The sequence below is a fragment of the uncultured Tenacibaculum sp. genome, assembly GCF_947495995.1.
Lineage (GTDB): Bacteria > Bacteroidota > Bacteroidia > Flavobacteriales > Flavobacteriaceae > Polaribacter.
This window is the reverse complement of the sequence record NZ_CANMAX010000005.1, coordinates 261,990-282,827: the sequence shown is the minus strand read 5'-3', so window position 1 is coordinate 282,827 and position 20,838 is coordinate 261,990. Positions and strand designations below refer to the sequence as shown.

10 protein-coding genes are annotated in these 20,838 nt (G+C 33.2%); 5 read left to right on the top strand and 5 right to left on the bottom strand.

Annotation, left to right across the window (positions count from 1 at the left end; all coding sequences use genetic code 11):
- From Q1A15_RS15105 to Q1A15_RS15085, 5 genes are all read left to right on the top strand, one after another.
- A partial coding sequence (locus Q1A15_RS15105; RefSeq protein WP_299625732.1) for an Ig-like domain-containing protein occupies positions 1-6,852 on the top strand: 6,852 nt, incomplete at its 5' end.
- Positions 6,853-6,873: 21 nt separating this feature from the next.
- Positions 6,874-7,815 carry a type IX secretion system membrane protein PorP/SprF gene (locus Q1A15_RS15100; RefSeq protein ID WP_299625729.1) on the top strand — a complete coding sequence of 314 codons (942 nt, stop codon included), beginning with the start codon at positions 6,874-6,876 and terminating at the stop codon, positions 7,813-7,815.
- Between the two features lie 11 nt (positions 7,816-7,826).
- Positions 7,827-9,791, top strand: coding sequence for an OmpA family protein (locus Q1A15_RS15095; protein ID WP_299625727.1), 1,965 nt, complete (start codon positions 7,827-7,829; stop codon positions 9,789-9,791).
- A gap of 92 nt (positions 9,792-9,883) precedes the next feature.
- Complete coding sequence (locus Q1A15_RS15090) at positions 9,884-11,716, top strand: DUF885 domain-containing protein (RefSeq protein WP_299625724.1); 1,833 nt, start codon at positions 9,884-9,886, stop codon at positions 11,714-11,716.
- A 108-nt stretch (positions 11,717-11,824) separates the two neighbouring features.
- Positions 11,825-12,472 carry a peroxiredoxin-like family protein gene (locus Q1A15_RS15085; protein WP_299625722.1) on the top strand — a complete coding sequence of 216 codons (648 nt, stop codon included), beginning with the start codon at positions 11,825-11,827 and terminating at the stop codon, positions 12,470-12,472.
- 54 nt (positions 12,473-12,526) lie between these two features.
- Here the strand turns inward: Q1A15_RS15085 and Q1A15_RS15080 are convergent, their stop codons facing one another.
- The 5 genes from Q1A15_RS15080 to Q1A15_RS15060 form a co-directional block, all read right to left on the bottom strand.
- A complete protein-coding gene (locus Q1A15_RS15080; RefSeq protein WP_299625719.1) occupies positions 12,527-13,648 on the bottom strand; it encodes a hypothetical protein in 1,122 nt (373 codons plus the stop codon).
- A gap of 124 nt (positions 13,649-13,772) precedes the next feature.
- Positions 13,773-14,492, bottom strand: a complete 720-nt coding sequence (locus Q1A15_RS15075) for a DUF4369 domain-containing protein (RefSeq protein WP_299625716.1) — start codon at positions 14,490-14,492, stop codon at positions 13,773-13,775.
- A 35-nt stretch (positions 14,493-14,527) separates the two neighbouring features.
- Positions 14,528-15,796, bottom strand: coding sequence for a DUF819 family protein (locus tag Q1A15_RS15070; RefSeq protein WP_299625713.1), 1,269 nt, complete (start codon positions 15,794-15,796; stop codon positions 14,528-14,530).
- Positions 15,797-15,859: 63 nt separating this feature from the next.
- Positions 15,860-16,537, bottom strand: a complete 678-nt coding sequence (locus Q1A15_RS15065; protein ID WP_299625710.1) for a DUF2490 domain-containing protein — start codon at positions 16,535-16,537, stop codon at positions 15,860-15,862.
- Positions 16,538-16,678: 141 nt separating this feature from the next.
- Positions 16,679-20,329 carry a T9SS type A sorting domain-containing protein gene (locus Q1A15_RS15060; RefSeq protein WP_299625708.1) on the bottom strand — a complete coding sequence of 1,217 codons (3,651 nt, stop codon included), beginning with the start codon at positions 20,327-20,329 and terminating at the stop codon, positions 16,679-16,681.
- Positions 20,330-20,838 lie beyond the last annotated feature (509 nt).

Sequence of the window (20,838 nt, the reverse complement as noted above, 5' to 3'; positions counted from 1 at the left end):
GGAGATACTTCAGCTACACTAACAGTAACAGCTACAACAGGAACACCTACTCAGTATACGATAGATTATAATGCAGCAGCAGAAGCAGCAGGTTTTAGTGATGTTACGACCAATACAAGTTTAACAGGAGCTACCTTTACAATTCCAGGAGCAGCAGCCGCAAATACTTATAGCGGAACGATTACTTATATTGATGCGAACGGTTGTAGTGGTACGGACGCTTTTACAGTAACGATCAATGCGAATCCAGTAGCTACAGTAAACGATCCATCAGTTTGTGTTGGAGATACTTCAGCTACACTAACAGTAACAGCTACAACAGGAACACCTACTCAGTATACGATAGATTATAATGCAGCGGCAGAAGCAGCAGGCTTTAGTGATGTTACGACAAATACAAGTTTAACGGGAGCTACTTTTACAATTCCAGGTGCAGCTGCTGCAAATACTTATGGCGGTACGATTACTTATATTGATGCGAACGGTTGTAGTGGTACAGATGCTTTTACAGTAACGATTAATGCCAATCCAGTGGCAATTTTAGATAATCCAAGAGTTTGTGCAGGTACAACTTCGGCTTCACTAACTTTAACACCAAGTACTGGAAATCCTACTCAGTACACAATAGATTATGATGCCGCATCAGAAGCAGCAGGGTTTAGTGATGTAACGACAAATACAAGTTTAACAGGTGCTACCTTTACGATTCCAGCATCAGCTTCAGCAAATACTTATGGTGGAACAATCACGTATGTAGATGATAATGGATGTAGTGGAAGCAATATTTTTACAATTACAATTGACGAAAACCCAGTAGCTACAGTGAATGATGTGGTGGTGGTTTCCGGAACAACTTCAGCAAATTTAGTACTTACGGCAACCAGTGGAACACCTACACACTATACGATAGATTATGATGCAGTTGCAGAAGCAGAAGGTTTTAGTGATGTAATTACCCCAACAAATTTAACATCGGCTACTTATGTAATTCCTGCAAGTGCTACAGCAGGAATCTACAATGGAATAATAACTTATATAGATAGTAATGGATGTAGTGCTACCGATCCTTTTACAATTACAATAGATGAATTACCAATAGCGACAAACGATGTAGGCAATTATACTTCAGGTAGTTCAAGTTCTCCACTAAATGTGACTACAAATGATACGACAGGAGATACAGTTGATCCAAGTACAGTTATTTTTACTTTAACAGGTTTGCCAGCAGGATCAAGTGTAGGTCCAGATGGTAAGACACTTACAGTTTCTGGAGAGGGAACTTGGGGAGTAGATAATAGTGGTAATGTAATATTCACTCCAAATGGAAGTTTCACTGGTGATCCAACTCCTGTTAGTTATACAGTTGAAGATGCGGAAGGTAATGTTTCTAATGAAGCTACAGTTACTTTAGATACAAATCCAATAGCTTCAGATGATAACGGAGATTATACTCCAGGAAGTCCAAGTGATCCAATTAATGTTGCAGCAAATGATACGTCAGGAGATACAGTTGATCCAACTACAGTTAGTCTAGATATTACAGGTTTACCAGGAGGATCAAGTTGTACCAATACAGATACCGATGGAGATTGTATAGAAGTTACGGTTCCAGGCGAAGGAGTTTGGACAGTAAATCCAACGACAGGAGAAGTTGTGTTTACTCCAGAAGGAAGTTTCACAGGCGACCCAACGCCAATCACTTACGATATTGAAGATGCCCAAGGAAATAGTGATTCAGGAACTATTACAGTTGTAGCGGATCCATTGCCAATAGCTTCAGATGATAACGGAGATTATACACCGGGAAATCCAAGTGATCCTATTGATGTTGCAGGAAATGATACAACAGGAGACACAGTTGATCCAACTACAGTTAGTCTAGATACTACAGGTTTACCAGCAGGCTCAAGCTGTACTAATACAGATATGGATGGTGATTGTGTAGAAGTTACGGTTCCAGGAGAAGGAGTTTGGACGGTTAATCCAACGACAGGAGAAGTTGTGTTCACCCCAGATGGAAGTTTTACTGGCGATCCAACACCGATTACTTACGATATAGAAGATGCTCAAGGAAATAGTGATTCAGGAACTATTACAGTTGTTGCCGATCCATTACCAATAGCTTCAGATGATAATGGAGATTATACACCAGGAAATCCAAGTGATCCAATTGATGTTGCAGGAAATGATACTACGGGAGACACAGTTGATCCAAGTACCGTTAGTTTAGATATTACAGGCTTACCAGCAGGTTCAAGTTGTACAAGTACAGATACGGATGGTGATTGTATAGAAGTTACGGTTCCGGGCGAAGGAGTTTGGACGGTTAATCCAACGACAGGTGAAGTTGTGTTTACTCCAGACGGAAGTTTCACAGGCGATCCGACACCGATTACTTATGATATAGAAGATGCTCAAGGAAATAGTGATTCAGGAATTATTACTGTTGTTGCAGATCCATTACCAATAGCGACAAATGATGTTGGAGTTTACACTCCAGGAAGTGCAAGTTCACCTTTAAATGTTACAACAAACGATACCACAGGAGACACAGTTGATCCAAGTACGGTTATTTTCACTTTAACAGGTTTACCAGCGGGATCAAGTGTAAGTCCAGATGGCAAAACACTTACAGTTTCAGGCGAAGGAGTTTGGACAGTTGATAACAGTGGTAATGTAATATTTACCCCAGATGGAAGTTTTACAGGTACACCAACGGTTGTTAGTTACACAGTTGAAGATGGACAAGGAAATGTTTCAAATGAAGCAACCATCACATTAAGTTCTGATCCATTACCAATAGTTTCAGATGATAACGGAGATTATACACCAGGCAATCCAAGTGATCCTATTGATGTCGCAGGAAATGATACTACAGGAGATTCAGTTGATCCAAGTACTGTTAGTTTAGATACTACAGGTTTACCAGCAGGTTCAAGTTGTACCAATACAGATACTGATGGTGATTGTATAGAAGTTACAGTTCCGGGAGAAGGAGTTTGGACAGTTAATCCAACAACAGGAGAAGTTGTATTCACTCCAGATGGAAGTTTCACAGGTGATCCAACACCGATTACTTACGATATAGAAGATGCTCAAGGAAATAGTGATTCAGGAACTATTACAGTTCTTGCAGATCCATTACCAATAGCTTCTGATGATAACGGAGATTACACACCAGGAAATCCAAGTGATCCGATTGATGTTGCAGGAAATGATACTACGGGAGACACAGTTGATCCAACCACAGTTAGTCTAGATACTACAGGTTTACCAGCAGGTTCAAGTTGTACAAGTACAGATACCGATGGTGATTGTATAGAGGTTACAGTTCCAGGAGAAGGAGTTTGGACAGTTAATCCAACGACAGGTGAAGTTATATTTACTCCAGATGGAAGTTTCACAGGCGATCCGACACCGATTACTTATGATATAGAAGACGCTCAAGGAAATAGTGATTCGGGAAATATTACCGTTGTTGCAGATCCATTACCAATAGCTTCAGATGATGTTGGAGTTTACACTCCAGGAAGTGCAAGTTCACCTTTAAATGTTACAACAAACGATACCACAGGAGACACAGTTGATCCAAGTACGGTTATTTTCACTTTAACAGGTTTACCAGCGGGATCAAGTGTAAGTCCAGATGGCAAAACACTTACAGTTTCAGGCGAAGGAGTTTGGACAGTTGATAACAGTGGTAATGTAATATTTACCCCAGATGGAAGTTTTACAGGTACACCAACGGTTGTTAGTTACACAGTTGAAGATGGACAAGGAAATGTTTCAAATGAAGCAACCATCACATTAAGTTCTGATCCATTACCAATAGTTTCAGATGATAACGGAGATTATACACCAGGCAATCCAAGTGATCCGATTGATGTTGCAGGAAATGATACATCAGGAGATACAGTTGATCCAAGTACAGTTAGTTTAGATACTACAGGATTACCAGCAGGTTCAAGTTGTACAAGTACAGATACCGATGGTGATTGTATAGAAGTTACAGTTCCGGGAGAAGGAGTTTGGACGGTTAATCCTACTACAGGAGAAGTTGTATTCACTCCAGATGGAAGTTTCACAAGTGATCCAACACCGATTACTTACAATATAGAAGATGCTCAAGGAAATAGTGACTCAGGAACTATTACCGTTGTTGCAGATCCATTACCAATAGCTTCAGATGATAACGGAGATTACACACCAGGAAATCCAAGTGATCCGATTGATGTTGCAGGAAATGATACTACGGGAGACACAGTTGATCCAACCACAGTTAGTCTAGATACTACAGGTTTACCAGCAGGTTCAAGTTGTACAAGTACAGATACCGATGGTGATTGTATAGAGGTTACAGTTCCAGGAGAAGGAGTTTGGACAGTTAATCCAACGACAGGTGAAGTTATATTTACTCCAGATGGAAGTTTCACAGGCGATCCGACACCGATTACTTATGATATAGAAGACGCTCAAGGAAATAGTGATTCGGGAAATATTACCGTTGTTGCAGATCCATTACCAATAGCTTCAGATGATAACGGAGATTATACACCAGGAAGTCCAAGTGATCCTATTGATGTCGCAGGAAATGATACGTCAGGAGACACAGTTGATCCAACCACAGTTAGTCTAGATACTACAGGTTTACCAGCAGGTTCAAGTTGTACAAATACCGATACGGATGGTGATTGTATAGAAGTTACAGTTCCAGGCGAAGGAATTTGGACAGTAAATCCAACGACAGGAGAAGTTGTATTCACCCCAGATGGAAGTTTTACTGGCGATCCAACACCAATCACTTATGATATAGAAGATGCTCAAGGAAATAGTGATTCAGCAACGATCACAGTTGTCTCTGATCCATTACCAATAGCTTCAGATGATAACGGAGATTACACACCAGGAAATCCAAGTGATCCTATTGATGTTGTAGGAAATGATACTACGGGAGATACAGTTGATCCAACCACAGTTAGTTTAGATACTACAGGTTTACCATCAGGTTCAAGTTGTACCAATACAGATACCGATGGTGATTGTATAGAAGTTACAGTTCCAGGAGAAGGAGTTTGGACAGTTAATCCAACGACAGGAGAAGTTGTGTTTACTCCAGACGGAAGTTTCACAGGTGATCCAACACCGATTACCTATGATATAGAAGACGCTCAAGGAAATAGTGATTCAGCAACGATCACAGTTGTTTCCGATCTATTACCAATAGCTTCAGATGATAACGGAGATTACACACCAGGAAATCCAAGCGATCCAATTGATGTTGCAGGAAATGATACGACTGGTGATGTAGTTGATCCAACTACCGTTAGTTTAGATACTACAGGTTTACCAGCAGGCTCAAGTTGTACCAATACAGATATGGATGGCGATTGTATAGAAGTTACGGTTCCAGGAGAAGGAGTTTGGACAGTTAATCCAATGACAGGTGAAGTTATATTTACTCCAGACGGAAGTTTCACAGGTGATCCAACGCCAATCACTTACAATATTGAAGATGCTCAAGGAAATAGTGATTCAGCAACGATCACAGTTGTCTCTGATCCACTACCAATAGCTTCTGATGATAACGGAGATTATACACCAGGAAATCCAAGTAATCCAATTGATGTTGCAGGAAATGATACTACGGGAGACACAGTTGATCCAACCACAGTTAGTCTAGATACTACAGGTTTACCAGCAGGCTCAAGTTGTACTAATACAGATACCGATGGTGATTGTATAGAGATTACAGTTCCGGGCGAAGGAGTTTGGACAGTTAATCCAACGACAGGTGAAGTTGTGTTTACTCCAGACGGAAGTTTCACAGGCGATCCAACTCCAATCTCTTATGATATAGAAGATGCACAAGGAAATAGTGACTCAGCCATAATTGTTGTAGTTTCCGATCCACTACCAATAGCAACAGATGATTTTGGTGATTTTATAACAGGAAGTCCAAGTGATCCTATTGATGTTGTAGGAAATGATACGTCAGGAGATACAGTTGATCCAACCACAGTTAGTTTAGATACTACAGGTTTACCAGCAGGTTCAAGTTGTACCAATATAGATACTGATGGTGATTGTATAGAAGTCACAGTTCCAGGCGAAGGAGTTTGGACTGTCGATACGGCCACAGGAGAAGTTATATTTACCCCAGATGGAAGTTTCACAGGCGATCCAACACCAATCACTTACGAAATAGAAGATGCAGAAGGTAATAGTGATACTGCAATAATTACGATTACCAATTCTGATTTTACATTAGTAGATGATGCTGAAGCTACAGATTTTGATACACCTGTTGATATAGATATAATAGATAATGATATTGATGTACCAAACATAGGAACGTTAGATATAGTAACTAATCCGAGTAATGGAACAGTTACAGTAAATGATGGAGGTACACCTAATGATCCAAGTGACGATACTGTAACTTATACCCCAAATCCAGGTTTCACAGGAACAGACACATTCACCTATGAAGTTTGTGATAACGATACACCACCAAATTGTAGAACAGCTGTTGTTACTATTACAGTTAACGGTCCAGAAAATGATGTTTTCAATTTAATTTCTGATGATGGAAATGGAACAAACGGAGTTTTCTTCATTGCAGGAATTCAAAACTTCCCAAATAACACAGTTGAGATCTTTAATAGATGGGGAAATACAGTTTATAAAGCGAGTGGATATAATAACGAGACAGTTGCTTTTAGAGGAATTTCTAATGGAAGAGTAACGATTAGTGTAGATTCAAAATTACCTGTAGGAACATATTACTACGTAATTGATTATGGAGATGAAAGTAAAAAACCAAAAGCAGGATGGTTATATATAAATAGATAATTAAAAACTTTAATTCACAATATGAATACGATAGTACATTTAAAAAGAGTATTACCTATTTTGGTTTTAGTACTAACAAATTTTGTTCATGCTCAACAAGATCCCCAGTATACTCAATATATGTATAACACGATGAGCGTAAATCCAGCTTATGCAGGATCTAATGGTCATACTGTAATAACTGCTTTAGGAAGAACACAATGGGTTGGTTTAGATGGAGCGCCAGATTCTCAAACCTTAAGTTACGATACTGTTTTGGGTTACACAGGAGTAGGTTTAGGAATAAATTTAACTAACGATAGAATTGGTCCATCAAACGAAATTTATTTAGATGCTAACATTTCTTACACAGTAAGGACAAGTGATAAGGGTAATTTAGCATTTGGATTAAAATTAGGAGGACGTCATTTATCTATAGATTGGAGTAAAGGAACAGCCTTACAACAAGAAAGAATATTTGAAGGAACTGTAAGTCGTTTTCTTCCTACAATAGGAGCAGGAATTTATTATTACGAATCAAATTGGTATGCGGGAGTTGCTATTCCTAACTTTTTAAGAACAGATCATTACGATGATACCATAGCAACTTCAACTTCAGGATTTGGAGATGTTGCTGAAGAAAGATTGCACTTTTTCGGAATCGTAGGTTATGTTTTTGATCTTAGTGAGACCATTAAATTTAAACCCGCAGCTTTAGCTAAAGTAGTAAGCGGAGCTCCAGTTTCTTTAGACGTTTCTGCAAACTTTTTATTTAACGAGAAGTTTGCCGCAGGAGTAGCTTGGCGTTGGGGAGATTCTTTAAGTGCATTATTAGGTTTTCAAGCAACAGAAAATTTTAATATAGGTTTTGCTTACGATTTAACTACGTCAAATTATAGTAATTACAATTCAGGAACTTACGAGCTTATGCTTCGATGGGATATATTTAGACAACGCGTAATGAAATCTCCTAGATTCTTTTAAACAAGATAATTATGAAAAGAATTTTATTTATTTGTTTTGTATTGATAAGCATCTTGTGTAACGCTCAGCGTAAATATGCTGCAGATCGTTATTTTAATGAATTTGCTTACAAGAAATCCGCAGAATTATATGAAGTCATATACGAAAAAGGAGACGACTCTCAATTAGTACTTAGTCGTTTAGGAGACTCATATTATTTTAATACACAACCCAAAGAAGCCGAAAAATGGTATAAAATACTACTGGAAAAATACTCTGGAGAAGTTGCTCCTGAATATTTGTTTCGTTATGCACAATCATTAAAAAGTAACGGAAAGGTAAAAGAATCAGATCTTTGGCTAACTAAATTGAAAGAGTTAGATAGTGATGATTCTCGTGCTTTAGAGTTGGAAAATAATCTGGATTATTTCGTAGAATACTCTAACCGAAAAAAGACATATGTAAATGTTAAAAATTTATCTATAAACACCGAATATTCAGATTTTGGAGGTTTCATTTATAATAATCAATTATATTTCGCTTCTACCAAACCTGTAGGTTCGAAGTTCGATAAAAAAATATACAAATGGAACGATCAACCTTTTTTGAATGTATATGTTGCAGATGAAGATATAGGAGATGTAGAAGAAGGTTTACAGGTGTCAAATGCAATAAAACTTGATATTGTAAATACTCGTTATCATGAATCTAATGCGATTCTTAGTAAAGATGGAAATACAATGTATTTCACTAGAGATAATTACGATGGTGAAAAACTAAAAGGAGATGATGATAGAGTAACACATTTAAAGATTTATAAAGCAGATAAAGTTGATGGCGAATGGAAAAACTTTAAAGAATTGCCATTTAATAACGACGATTATTCTTGTGGGCATCCGGCATTAAGTTCAGATGGGAAAACCTTATACTTTGTTTCAGATATGCCAGGAGGTTTCGGAGCAACAGATATTTATAGTGTTTCTATAGATAGTGATGGAAGTTACGGAACACCAAAAAATTTAGGAAAAACAATAAATACAGAAAGTAGAGAAATGTTTCCTTATGTTGATGAAGAGAATACTATGTATTTTGCTTCAGACGGTCATTTAGGTTTAGGAGCGTTAGATGTTTTTGAATCGAAAATATCTGGTACAAATTTTACTGATCCAGTAAATTTAGGAAGCCCGGTTAATAGCCCTTTAGATGATTTCAGTTTTGTAATTAGTGACGATAAATCGTATGGATATTTTTCATCAAATAGAGAAGGAGGTAAAGGAGATGATGATATTTATAGTTTCGTGATTTATAAATGTAAAGAAGATATTTCTGGAGTAGTAACAGACTCTAGAACAGGTGAACCTATAAACGGAGCAACAGTTCTTTTGGTTAATGAAAAAGGAGAACCTGTAAGTCAGAAAATAACAGAAAGTAACGGTCGCTATGTTTTTGAAGATATCGCTTGTGAAAATAACTATACAGTTACAGCTTCAAAAGATGATTATAGAAACGATAAAAAAGATACAGCTACAGAAGATATCGATAAGAAAATTATTAAAGCAGATTTAGTACTCGAATCATTAATTGTAGAAACTCCACAAGAAGAACCACAAATTGTGATTAAACCAATTTACTTCGATTTCGATTTATATAATATCAGAAAAGATGCAGAGTATGAACTAGAACATATTGTTTCAGTGATGAAAAATCATCCAGATATGGTAATTCGTATTGAATCACATACCGATAGTAGAGGAACAAAAGCTTACAACAGAATTTTATCAACAAACAGAGCAAAATCTACAAGAGATTATATTATTTCAAGAGGAATAGCTGCAGAACGTATTAAAAGTGCTAAAGGTTTTGGAGAAGATATGTTGTTAAATAATTGTAACGATGCAAATCAAAAAAACTGTTCAAAAGAAGAACATCAACGAAATAGAAGATCATATTTCTATATAGTTAGGGGAGGGAAAAACATTACCTCGAAAAATCAATAGAAAAATGTTTGATAACTCGAAACGCTCCTAAAAAGGAGCGTTTTTTTATTATTACCTATATTTACTTTCAAAATCAATTCAATTTATATTCAATGAAATTAAATTATAGTAAGGCTACTTTAATTGTAGCTTCTCTATTTCTTTTTGGAGCATGTAAAAATGCAGAAAATAAAGAAGTAACCATCTCCCAAGATACTATTCAAAAAGAATCTAAAAAGGTAAACGATTTCTTTAAGCAACAATTCCAAGAAACTTTAGATCGTCATCCAATGTATCAAACTTATATTGGAATCACGAAAGATGCAGATAAATGGGATGATAGTTCTGAAGAATTCCAAAATAAAGAACTAGAGTTAACAAAGCAAGCTTTACAATGGATTAACGATTCTGTTAATGTGAAAGCTTTAGATGAAGCAACAAAACTAAGTTACGATTTATACAAGCAAAGTTTAGAAAACACAATTGCAGATGATAAATATAGATTGTATTCGTATCCTGTAAATCAAATGCATGGAGCACAAGCTGAAATTCCAGCGTTTTTAATTAATATGCATCAAATCAAATCGAAAAAAGATGCCGAGAATTATATCAGTAGATTAAAAGGAATTGAACCAATGTTTGCTCAATTAGTAGCAGGTTTAAAGAAAAGACAAGAAGCAGGAATTATGATTCCAAAATTTGTTTTTGCTAGAGTTTTAGATGATTCTAAAAATTTAATTACTGGTCAACCTTTCGATACTTCAAGTAAGAAAAGTACTTTATTAAACGATTTTGAAAATAAAGTTTCAAAATTAGAAATTGATGCAACTGAAAAAGAAGCATTAATTGCTGAAGCCAAAAAAGCTTTAAAAGAGAATGTTTTAGCTGGGTACACAAACTTAATAAATACGTTAGAAGCTCAAGAAAAAGTTGCAAGTACAGATGACGGTGCTTGGAAATTTCCTAACGGAGAAACATTTTATAACAATGCTTTACAAAGAACGACTACTACAACTTTAACTGCCAATGAAATTCATGAAATCGGATTAAAAGAGGTAGCTAGAATTCATGCTGAAATGAAAAAAATCATGGAGAAAGTTGGTTTCAAAGGAAATTTACAAGAGTTCTTTAAGTTCATGAAAACTGATAAGCAATTCTATTATGCTGATAGTGATAAAGGTAGAAAAGAGTATATGGATAAAGCTGAGTTTATTATTGATAGTATGAAAACTCGTTTAGATGAATTATTCATCACAAAACCAAAAGCTGATTTACAAGTAAAAGCTGTTGAAGCGTTTAGAGAGAAATCTGCAGGAAAAGCTTTTTATCAGCAACCAGCTTTAGACGGATCTCGACCAGGAACCTATTATGCAAACATGTACGATATGGCAAGTATGCCATCGTATCAAATGGAAGCTTTAGCATATCATGAAGGAATTCCAGGACATCATATGCAAATTGCAATTGCTCAAGAATTACAAGACGTGCCAATGTTTAGAAAGTTAGGTCGTTATACTGCTTATGTTGAAGGTTGGGGATTATATTCTGAATTTATTCCTAAAGAAATGGGATTCTATTCAGATCCGTATTCAGATTTTGGTCGTTTAGCGATGGAACTTTGGAGAGCTTGTCGTTTAGTTGTAGATACAGGAATTCATGCTAAAAAATGGACTAGAGAAGAAGGAATTAAATATTACACAGACAATACACCTAATGCTGAAGCAGATGCTGTAAAAATGGTAGAACGTCATATTGTAATGCCTAGTCAGGCTACAGCTTATAAAATCGGAATGATAAAAATTATCGAGTTACGTGAAAAAGCTAAAAAGGCTTTAGGTGAGAAATTTGATATTAGAAAATTCCATGATGTTGTATTAACAAATGGTCCGTTACCACTTAATGTTTTAGAGAATTTAGTAGATAAATATATCGCTTCAGCGAAGTAAGATCACAATTCATAGAAAATTAAAATCCGTTAAGTTTACTTGACGGATTTTTTTGTAATTATAGTTTAGTTTTTCAGACTATAAGTGCATACGATAAATCTAAATAATATGAGTTTAACAGAAGCTTTAGCCGCGAGAGTAGCTTTAGGAAGAGAAAAAATACCAGCACCTATTTTAGAGGTTATGGATAAAACTACAAACGATTTAATTACAAGAAAAATAGCTGAACAAGCATTTAAAGAAGGTGATGTTTTTCCAGCATTTGAATTACCAAATGTAAAATCAGAAAAAGTAAGTTTAGATACGATTAAAGGAGAAAAAGCAACAGTAATTTCTTTTTATAGAGGTGGTTGGTGTCCTTATTGTAATTTAGAATTACAAGCTCTTCAGCAAGCATTACCAGAGTTTACATCTTTAGGAGCGAATTTGATAGCAATTTCTCCTGAAACTCCTGATAGCACATTAACAACAGAAGAAAAAAACGGATTATCGTTTGAAGTTTTAAGTGATATTGATAATAAGTTAGGGAAAGAATTAGGTTTGGTTTTTAAACTAGATGAAGAATTAGAAAAAATCTATAGCGAACAATTCAAAATCGATTTAGAAAAACATAATCAAAATACAACTGGTGAGTTACCAATGGCTGCAACTTATGTGATTGACGCTAATAACGAAATTAAATATGCTTTTGTAAAAGAAGATTATACAAAAAGAGCAGATATTCCAGCAATTAAAAAAGCTTTAGAAAGTATTTAATTTTTGTTGAGATAAATTAAAAATCCCGCTTAATGAGCGGGATTTTTAATACAGTTAATTTTCTTCTGTATCTATTTCTGTTAGAATAGCAATTAAAGATTCTTTAATATATTCCGAAATATTTGGTTGATTCACTTTATAAATCAAATACGTTCTTACTAATGAATGATGTTTTGCATTTAAACCTAAAGACCAAGCACTAGCCGATCCAATTGCATAAGCAATAGCTTCTTCTTGTGGTAAATCTTTAAGTTTTTCAGGATCTTTTCCTACTCGTAGTTCAAGAGCTTCAATGATTTTATCAATGTTTTCGTATTTACCATTAGCAAAAAATAAACTCCAAAGCATATCTAATCCTGAAGGATGCGATACTTGTTCTTCTAAAAGTAAAGGATTATAAAATCCTTCGTCTCTTATTTCATGAAGTATTTTTAATTCCTGTTCAGAAAAATTTTCTAAATCAACATTTTCGTAATTCGATCTGGCTAAAAGTATATTTAAACCATTACGTTGTAATTGTGGTAAACTTCCTTCTCCTAAAAGTCTATTAATATCATCAGCTAAGAATAACGAATTGTTTAAAGCTTCTACATAGAAAAGAATATTGGCATCGTTATTAATTCCTATTTCATCTAAAGATTTACAGTAAGCTGCAATTAATTCATTAGGTTTTGGATCTAAATAATAGTTTTGCCTCCAAGCTTCTAATTCATTTTCTAATTCAATCGGCTGATTAGGGTTTTCTTTGCGAAGTGTTATTGTATTAACAATCGATTCTTCTTTTTCGTCAGAATTTGTGTCATCTACTTTTACAATTACTTTGTATTCTCCTGCTGGATGTTCAGATCCAAATCTAAACGAAGGAAGTTTTGGTAATAGAATTAAACCGATATATTTTTCTAAATCTGCTTCTAACATGATATTGAATCCATTCGATAATGTGATGTTTCCTTCTGAACTTTCAATATCACAGGTGATTTTAACGCGGACTTTCCCTTGCTGAATTTGATATTTACCAAGTACAATAATGACTTGAAAATCTTGATTCGGATATAATTCTGAAACTGTTGAAAAGCGTGGTGTAGCAATTCCTCTTGTTTTTTCCCATTGATCTTCAATATTAATATCTAAAGTAGGTAAAACAATTGCAGTAGGTGGTTGTTGAGTCTTATTCATAGTTTTTATATGGTTTATTTTCTATAGAAGAATCCATTCTATTAGTATAGATTATCAATAGCAATTTGTTTGTTTAATTCTTCTAAAATAAAAAATCCCGCTTAATGAGCGGGATTTTTTAGTATTATTTCTGTTCAGTTTCTGAATCCGATTTCTTTATTTCATCTACAAATTTTTGAAGACGTTTACCGTAATCAGAGCTTTTAATTTTATCAGTTAAGCTGTTATTTATCGTATCTAATAAATATAAGTTAGCATCAAAAAGTTCAGATAAAGCTATATAAGGAGCAGCTTCTGTGTCTGCATTCGATACTGCAAAGTTCGTAGTGTATAAAAAACGTTTACGAATCATTTTTTTGTATGCTTTATCTAAGCTATCCATCATTACTGAATCTTTTTTAGCTCTAGCTTCAATATCTTTAGCAATAAAATCTAATCTCTTCATTTTAAACTGATGATTAATTTTATTAAAATTATCCATCACTTTTTGGTTTTCAGATCCAGTAATCGTTGGTTTAAAACCAAACTCTTCAATATTATCGTTGATTGTAATTTCTCCTTTTTCTCCAAAGAACATTAAACGTTTAGGTTCGTTTGTTCCGTTCTTAAAAGTTAGGTAGTACATTACCGGAGAATTAACATCATCAGAAAGTTCAAACTTATTCTCATCAAATAATTTTACAGAATCTGCAGACACTAATACTGTATCTACCATCTTTTGTAAGTATAAGGTTCCTTTCTTTAAACCTTTAATTTCACCTTTTACTACCATGTTTCCTTTCTTCTTACCACTACAAGAAAAAGCGATTAAAGAAACAACACAAGCTATGATAATTTTTTTCATTGTATCGTTATTTTCGATTGCAAATATGCAGAATTCTATGAAACTTTAGAGGCTATTTCCATTAAAATTGTACACAAAATGGCACCATAGGTTCCTACTACATAACCAAACACAGCTAATAAAACTCCAACTGTTGCTAAAGAAGGATGGAACGCCGCAGCAACTACAGGAGCACTGGCTGCACCACCAACATTTGCTTGACTACCAACAGCTAAAAAGAAGTACGGAGCTCTAATAAGTTTAGCTACTAGAATTAAAAGTCCAGCATGAATTGCCATCCAAACAAATCCAATAGCAATTAATCCTGGGTTTTCAATAATCTTAGATAAATCCATTTTCATACCGATTGTAGCAACTAAAATGTAAATAAAAACACTTCCGATTTTACTAGCACCAGCACCTTCATAATTTTTAGCTTTAGTAAAAGAAAGTGAAATTCCAATAATTGTAGCAATAGTTACCATCCAGAAAAACTTAGATGAAAAAGAAGATAGGGCAGAGGTTTTATCTGCAACAACTTCAAAACTATTTTTCAAGAAAGAAGAAATACCTTCAGCTCCGAAATGAGCAATTCCTACAGCACCAAATGCTAACGCAAGAATTACCATTAAATCTGTTAAGGTAGGATTTCTAGTAACGCTTTCTGAGAATGAACTTACTTTTTGCTTTAAATTTTCTATGGCAGAATTATCTGCTTTTAACCATTTGTCAATTTTATCAGATTTTCCGATTCCTATTAATAATATAGCCATCCAAACATTAGCAACTACAATATCAACAAGTACCATTCCTCCATATTTTTGTGGGTTATATTGGTAGATTTCTAGCATTGCTGCTTGATTTGCACCACCACCAATCCAACTACCAGCAAGAGTAGATAAACCTCTCCAAACCGCATCGAATCCTACACCGCCAACAGTTTCAGGAGAAACAATAGAAATTAGTAAAATAGCTAAAGGTCCACCGAGAACAATTCCTATGGTTCCGGTGAAGAATATGATTAGAGCTTTTGGACCAAGATTGAAAATAGCTTTTAAATCGATACTTAACGTCATTAAAACTAATGAAGCAGGAAGTAAATAACGACTTGCGATATAATATGTTTTCGATGTATCTGCTGATATAATTCCGAGTGAATTAAAAATAGCAGGAATTAAATAACACATTAATACACCAGGTACTATTTTATAAAACTTTTTCCAAAAACCTTGTTTGATACTTTCTGTGTAAAAAACAAAACCAAGCGAAATCATTAAAATTCCGAATACTATGGCATCGTTTGTAAATATTGGTTGACTTTCCATGTAATTAGATTAAGGTTTGATTGGATCACAAAATATGATATTTAAAGGAAACTAAATAAAAAATTATTGTTTAGTCTTTTTTCTATGATCGGTATTTATAGCAATTCCTATTTGAATTCGATCGAAGTTTTGACTAGCATCTGTATTAATACTCATGTATCCTAATTGTAATCGAACTACTTTTGAAAGCTGATAACGAACTCCAGCTCCTAACCAATTTTGATTGTACGATTGTCCGTCAAAATCAAAGAATACTTCATCATACAAATAGGTAGACCATTTCTCGCTTAAAGGATAACTTAATGCCAATTGATAACGAATAAAATGCCCGGTTTGTGATCTAAAAAAACGTTGTTCTGCACGTAAACGGTGCGAAAATTTTAAAGATGAAATTTTATAATTTGCTAATAAATCTTCATAAATACGATGATCTCCAAAAGTACCGCCATCTACTTCATAAGAAGTATCTGTATTTAAATAAGCATATCCTAAAGTAGCACTAAATGTTTTATTGAATTTGTAATTTGCTCCGAAACGACCTATAAATTGTTGCATGTCTTCACCAATTTCAAAAAAGCGAAAATGGGCCATCGATTTTATACTGAACTTATCTGATATTTGATGAGATCCATTGTACATGTACCAAACTCCTAATTCTTTTTCTGGATCCTCAGGAATAGTAGTTTGTGCATTAATTTGTATACTGAAAATAAAACTTAAAATAAGAATATATCTTTTCATTAGAAATTTGGTTTTAAAAAAATAGGCATGTAAAAGTAATGAATTCAAATTAAGCCTTATCTGAGTCATAAATCATCTTTATAAATGAAAAACACTCGTTACATAGAACGAGTGTTTTTTTATATCAATAAGTGAAAAAGATTAATTTGTTTTCACAAACTTTTTAGTCAATACTCCTTTATCTGTGTGTATTTTTATTACGTAAACATTAGGGAAAAGATATCCAATATCAAAAGTTGGTACATAACCAAAAAAGAATCCAACCATTCTGTCTGAAAGATCATGAACACTAATGTATTGTATTTGAACATCAGTAATTTTCTGAGTTAAATTTACTACACCTGAAGTTGGATTTGGATATAGTGTAAAAAAGTCATCAAAAGTTGTAGGAATTTGTACTTCTTTCTTTACTTCTACACGTTCTGTATTTGTAATAACAGGATGATTAAAATCGAAGTAAATTCCTGCTTTATTATCAATATTATCACCTTCAACTAAAGTATCTAAAGTTTTAATTTTAAATAAAACATAACCATCGTTATTTGCATCATCGAAAGGAAGATTAATATCTTCGAATATGAATTGAACTGTAGTATCTGTAATTGTAGTAACAAAATGATGACTGGCTTGTAAAGGTTCTAGAGTTGTTAAATCAAAAACATTAATATCAATTTCATCTTCAATACGAACGTTTATTGCTGATGCTGTTCCTAAATTTTCAAAGCGTATTAAGTAGTGTAAATACTGACCAACATCGTCTGGATCTAATCGATTTCCTTCTAAACAAGTTTTGTCATTCGGATCAAAAGAGTTCACTACAGTTTGTTTTAAATTCATAGTGTTATCTTCTGGAGATTCATCTACTGTACCAGTAATAGTAGCGGTATAATCTAAAATATCACCATCGTTTACAGCAGGAGATGCTGTAGGTGTATTTACATTTAGAGTTATTTGAATTTCTCTACTTTCATAAGGTTTTAAATCTGTAAAAGACCAAGCGAAATTGTCGGTAGTTGTAGTTTCTACTACAGGATTAGCACTTACTAATGTCAAAATATTTTCTGTGTAATCTAATGAAATTGTTCCCGATTGTGTTGTTGTTCCTCTGTTGGTATAAGTGATTGTATAAGATGCATCGAAACCAGGTCGTGCAGGATCACCGTCAGGAATCATAGTAATTTCAAGATCGTTAAAATCAACTAAACTTTTCACACAAAAATCTTTTGTAACTACAGGTCCGTTTGCAGGAAAGTTAATTGGTATTTGTGAATTAGGATTTCCAGGTTGAAATATTAATTCTGGACTTAATTGAAAATCACTAGGACGATCAAAATTTGCAAGCATAATATATGTGCCGCTGCCAACTTCGACTTCATAAAAACCATTTTCATCTGGAAAAACGGTAACAGGAATTCCACCAGTTAACGGGAAAATATTAAAGCGCAAACCAGATGCAAAACCTCTGTCATTTGTATCACAACCATTTTTGTCAATATCAAAACGTATTTGTCCAGATATAAAGTTACTATCGCAGTTTGTTGTTACTTTGTAGTCTGAATAATCTGAAAGATTTCTTCTCTCTTTGGCAAGATTTACAAATTGAGTATCAATACATATACTTTCTAAGTTTGGACAAAATAGGTATGAAACATTATCGAAATTATTTCCAAATAATTGATTTGATAGATACGCTTTAGTTAGATCTTCATTTCCATCAAAGTTTAAAACTTCTAAAGAACAGTTTCTTACATCTAATTCCTTTATTTTATTAGATCTAATTTCAAGCTCTCTTAAGTTAGTATTATTTGTAAAATCAATTGAAGTAATTTCATTATTTGAAATATAAAATCTATCTAATAGTGTATTATTAGAAATATCAATATTAGTAAGTTTATTATTATTTAAAAAAGCAGTTTTCAATAATGTATTATTGCTCAGATCTATATTAGTAACTTGACTAGCAGCTAAATCAAAAGTTTCTAAAGCAGTATTATTAGAAATATCTATTGATGTTAATAAAGGAGCATTAATTACTAGATCTTTTAGTTTTAAATTATTGCTTACATTTAAAGAAGAAATATCAGTATCTAAAACTCCTAAATAAGTTAATTCTGTATTATTAGTTACATCTATGTTTGATATTTTACTAGTGTAAATTATAAGATGATCTAGATTGGTGTTATTGGTTACATTAATACTAGCTAATTCTGGGTTATCTCTTAAACTAACATAATTCAAATTGATATTGTTACTGAAATCTATAGCTGTAATTTGATCGTCGTAATGTAAGGTAAAACGCTCTAACAATACATTATTTTGTAAATCTAAAGTAGCTAACTTTTTAGTTAAAAAACGAATTTCAGTAAGAGCTGTGTTAGTACTTAAGTCAATGTTTGTAAGCTCTTCGTTATTGATATATAATGACTTTAGTTTTGTGTTTTTCTCAAGGTTAATTATTGAAAGATTAGAGTGGACATGTAAATTTTCTAAAAGAATATTGTCATCTAAGTTTAATGATGTTAATCCTGATTCATGAATAGTTAATTCTTTTAAATTAGTGAAATACTTAATTTCGGACATGTCCTGAATGCCTTTTCCAACAAGAGATAATTTAGAAACCAATGTAGCTTCTGATAAAGAAACCTCACCATTTCCATTTATATCGATTACCTGATCTTGATTTAAGATTGCTGTTTTAAAAACTGAATCAGTAAAATTAATATCATCCCCACAGTTTCCTACATTATAATTAAAATACCCAGTTTCAGTTTTTCTTTCTTCTGCAGCTTGTTTAAACTGAGGAGATACACATAGATTTACCAAATTAGGACAATCTTTAAAAGTTACATATTTAAAGGCTCCTTGAAATGTGTTTGCTCCAGCCAAAAATGCATGAGTTAGATTTGGATTGTTATCGAATGATAAAATACTGATGTTGAATATTCTTAAATCTAATGAGGAGATTAAATTTCCTCCGATAGATAAATATTTTATGTTACTATTATTAGAGATATCTATCGAAGTAAGTTTGTTATTTTCAAGATTTAGTGTGTTTAGTTTTGTATTCAATGATAGATCTAATGTGGAAATAAGATTATCATTAATAACTAAACTTTCAAGATCTATGTTACTAGTAGTATTTAAACTTGTTATTTGATTGTTAGAAAGAAGTACTCTTTTAACTAGAGGAGAGTTACTTAAATCAATTGTAGTTATTGCATTAGAATATAAAATAATGTTTTCTAATATGTTGTTTGCAGGTAAATTAAGACTTGTAATTAAATTTTCACCAGCATCTAATTCTTTTAGTTTTAAATTATTACTTACATCAAGAGTAGTTAGCTTATTTCTATTAATTTTTAGATTAGTTAATTCTGTATTATTCGATACATCAATTGAAGCTAAATTATTCTCATGTATGTAAGCATTTTTAAGTAATACATTATTTGACAAATCTATTGACGTAAGAGAATTATTGTAGTTAATTTCTAAAGTTTCTAGTGTAGTATTGTTACTTAAATCAATAGAAGTAAGAGAAGTTACTTGAATAACTAAAGATTTTAAATTCGGAAAAAATTGTAAATCTGAAGCGTTAGTAATAGGTGCATGTAAAATATACATATCATTAACAGCAGCTGCTTCTTGTGTACTGATTTCTCCGTTTTTATCAGCATCAATTCTAGTTCCTTGAAGTATAAACTGTTTAAAAATAGGATCAGAAAAGTTAATGTTTTGGGCATAAAAATTTAGTACTAAGCCGAAGATGCTTAGTAGCATAAGTTTGTGTTTCATTTCTTGTTTTTTATAGGTTGATCTCCTACAAAAATAGGTTGCTACAAAAAATAAAAAATCACCCAAGATGGGTGATTTTTTTATTTTTCTTTACTAATAAATGAATGGGAATATTTTATAATCTTTAATTTTTTATCTATTCTTCTCTGTTATTAATTTCCTCAAAATCTCCATAGTTTTCTTTGGATAGAGTTCTTTTTAAACAAAAGAACTGAATAAAATCAAAAATATTTAACAAAAGAGTTTTTATAATGTTTTTCTTATTTCTGTTCAGAATAGCTTTACCACAAAAAATGAAAATCACCCGTTTTGGATGAGTCTAAAGTGTTTTTGAAAATATAATTTTATGACAGATTAATTATAAATTTAAAAAATCATGAAAAGTAAATTAGAGTTTTTAACCAACTACAAAATTAGTAAGGAACAAGCATCAAAAATTAATGGTGGTGACAATTGTCTAATTCCATGTATTATGGAATTTAAAAAAGTAGACCCTAGTAATAAAGATC